Origin of the sequence: Ruminococcus sp. CAG:57 (assembly GCF_000435935.1) — a bacterium.
GTDB classification, from domain to species: Bacteria; Bacillota; Clostridia; order Oscillospirales; family Ruminococcaceae; genus Hominimerdicola; species Hominimerdicola aceti.
In genome coordinates, this window is sequence record NZ_FR890734.1 from 1 (window position 1) to 3813 (window position 3813).

Below are 3813 nucleotides of genomic sequence, written 5' to 3' on the forward strand. Positions count from 1 at the left end.
GGGATGCGGGTTCGATTCCCGTTGCTTGCTCCAAATGATGTGTTTTAGTAGGAGGGAATAACGTGGCATTAGAGCTGTTCAGACACAATGAAGAAGCCTATAAAGCTGTGGTGTCAATGCTTGCTGAACGAAATAAAGCAGCCGTAGTTCACCCTACCGGAACAGGAAAAAGTTTTATCGGTTTTAAACTCTGCTATGACAACTCCGATAAGATAATATGTTGGCTTTCTCCGTCAAGGTATATCTATCAGACGCAGCTTGAGAATTTAAAAGAGGCAAGCGGTGGATATGAGCCGCAGAATGTGAAATTTTATACTTACGCCAAGCTTATGCTTTTATCTGACGAGAATTTTTCGGAGATAAAACCTGATTACATAATACTCGATGAATTTCACAGATGCGGTGCGGAATATTGGGGCATGGGCGTTCAGAAATTGCTTGAAATGTATCCGGATACACCGCTGTTAGGTCTGTCTGCCACAGCAATACGTTATCTTGATAACCAGCGTGATATGACAGACGAGCTTTTTGACGGAAATATCGCAAGTGAAATGACTTTGGGTGACGCTATCGTTCGTGGTATCCTTGATCCGCCTAAATATATTCTCTCGATATTTTCATATCAGAAGGATCTTGACGAATATGAAAAAAGAGTAAAAAATGCAAGATATAAGTCTATGCGTGACAAGGCTGAGGAATATCTTGAAGCACTTCGCAGGGCGTTAGATAAAGCAGAAAAGCTTGATGATATTTTTGATAAGCATATGGAAAACAGAGCAGGAAAATATATCGTTTTCTGTGCAAATCGTGAGCATATGGACGATATGATAGACAAGGCTGACGAATGGTTTCATAAGGTGGATAAAAGGCCTCATATTTATGAAGCTTATTCCAATGATCCTGAAACAAGCAAGGCTTTTCATGAATTTAAGGAGGATAATTCTGACCACCTTAAATTGCTATACTGCATAGATATGCTTAACGAGGGCGTTCATGTTGACGATGTTTCAGGTGTTATTCTTCTGCGTCCGACTATCTCTCCAATTATCTATAAACAGCAGATCGGACGTGCGCTAAGTGCAGGGAAGTCACAAAGACCTGTTATTTTCGATATTGTCAATAACATTGAAAATCTTTACAGCATAGATTCTATCAAAGAAGAAATGAAAGTTGCTGTTCGTTATTATCGTTCTCATGATAACGAGGGCATGGTAGTAAATGATAACTTTGAGCTTATTGATAAAGTTGAAGACTGCAAAAAGCTTTTCGATAAGCTTGAGGAGTCCCTTTCAGCTTCGTGGGATATCATGTATGAAAAGGCAAAAGCTTATTATGAAAAAAACGGTGACCTTGAAATACCTGCGACATATTTTACAGAAGACGGCTACAGCCTTGGCTTGTGGATAAATACACAAAGAGGACTTTACAGAGGAACTCATAATGGAAAACCTCTTACGCAGATGCAGATAGATGCACTTAACGCTATTGGTATGCGCTGGCAGTCAATAGGCGAATTGTCATGGGAAAGATATTATGAAGCCGCTAAAAAGTATTATGAGGAGAACGGCAATCTTTTAGCACCATATTCATATGTAAATGAAAATGGAATAAACATTGGCCAGTGGTTAGTCACCCAGCGAATGGCAAAGAAAAATGGTATCAGAAAATGGGGCTTTAGTGAGGAAAGATCCGCAAGGCTTGATGAGATAGGAATGGTATGGGACGTGCCTGATTATCTCTGGGAAGAAAACTATGAGGCCGCCGTTAGATATCATCGTGAAAATGGTGACCTGGACGTTCCTGCAAAGTATGTAGACAGCGAGGGAATATGTCTTGGAGTTTGGCTCGACAGTATGCGAAAATCAAGACGGACAGGTTCACGTTCTCTGACAGCCGAGCAAATATCTCGCCTTGATAAACTCGGAATGAGTTGGGACGATAGAAACAACAGAAAATGGAATGATATGTTTCGTGAACTTACGGAATACTATAAGGATAACAATAATTTCAACATTCCTGTTTCATATAAAACCAAAAATGGTGCTTGTCTAGACACATGGGTGGAAAGACAGCGTATTTTGTATAGAGATGGCAAACTTTCAGACGCTCGCATTGAAAAGCTGAAAAGTATAGACTTTGTTTTTGATGCAACTTCTTCACGTTGGGAAGAAAAGTATTTACTGCTGAAAAAATATTATGATGAACACGGAAACACAGATATTTCTGATGACTTAACTGTTAGCAGTGCAAGTATAAAAACATGGATAAGCAGACAAAAAAAGTATGCCAAAGAGGGAAGATTGTCAGAGAAACAGATAGAAAAGCTTAAGGCAATAGGACTTCTTTCAGATATCTCATATCATGAACATATATGGAATGAAAGATATTCGCTTGCAAAGCAATATTACGAAGAATATGGAAACATAAGCGTGCCTCAGAACGCTGTATATCATGAATTTCAGCTTGGCATATGGATATACAAACAGCGTGTGCAGAAAAGAGAAGGCGTTCTTTCACAGGATAGGATAGAATTATTGGATAAGCTCGGGATAGAGTGGAACAATTTGTCTGAGATAGAGAATGCTAGTCTTTATGAAAAGGGTTTTCAGCATCTTGAGAAATTTATATCTGAAAAAGGGATATATAAAATAAGGGCAATAACTGTGTGTGACGACGGATATCGCCTAGGAAACTGGATATCCAATTGCAGAGTACGATACAGACGAGGCGAGCTTGCAAAAAAATATGTGGAGAGATTCAGAAAGCTGAGATTTCCTCTTGACGCTGAAGATGAGTGGGAGTATCGCTATGAAGAATTAAAGGCTTATTTTGAAAAAAACGATACAAAACGGCTCCCAGAAAAATATGCTGCCTATGACGGCACTGACCTGTCTTTATGGTTTTCCAAGCAAAAAAGAGCATATAAAAAAGGCGAGCTTACCAAAGAACAAATGAAAAAATTTGACGATATCGGTTATCCCTTTAAAGCCGAAAAGTCAGGGATATATAAGGCGAATATGACAAAATGGCTTGCTAAGTATGAGATAGTAAAGGAATATCTTGAACTGCATAAAGGCGAAAAACTCGACCCTAAGGCAGAATACAAAGGGATAAAAATCATTGATTGGATACGTCAGCAGAGGAATTTTATCCAAAACGGAGTATTCAGTGATGAAAGAGTAGAAATGTTCAATGAACTTGACCCTAAAACTGTTCTTGATAATTTGATATCACATTGGGATATAATGTATGAAGAAGCAGTGAGATATTTTGATGAGCATGGTGTTGGTGCAAGCGTCAAAAAGGGTATCATTGTTGACGGCAGTGAGCTGTGTAATTGGGTCAATGGCGAACAGAAGATAGTAAATGGAAAAGATAGCACACCAAGAACGCCTGAACAAATAGAAAAGCTCAAAAAGATAGGCATAGAGCCGCAAGTAAATGACAGATTTGAAAAACAGTGGCTGACAAGATACGAAGAATTGAGATCTTTCATTGCGGAAAACGGGAGAATGCCTCTCACAAGAAAAATAAAAGGATCAGAAAACAGCATTGCAGTATGGCTCAATTCTCAGAAGAAAAAATACAAGAATGGACAGATGTCAGACAAGCATATTGAAATGCTTGAAGCACTCAAAGTTGATCTTGATCCCGAAAAAATTTGTAGATAAGTAACCTAAAAAAGCTCTTAGATCGCAAGACGACCTAAGAGCTTTTATTCTGGTGCCGCTAACCGGACTTGAACCGGTACGCTGTCGCCAGCGAGGGATTTTCGTACTACTCTATGTTACCATAGCCACACAAAGCGTGTGT

At 39.1% G+C, this 3813-nt stretch carries 1 protein-coding gene; it reads left to right on the top strand.

Going from position 1 to position 3813, the window contains the following annotated elements:
- The first annotated feature begins 62 nt into the window (after positions 1 to 62).
- Entirely contained in the window at positions 63 to 3671 is a 3609-nt protein-coding gene (locus QVO88_RS06520; RefSeq protein ID WP_022287693.1) for a Helicase associated domain protein, read from the top strand.
- Positions 3672 to 3813: the final 142 nt, after the last annotated feature.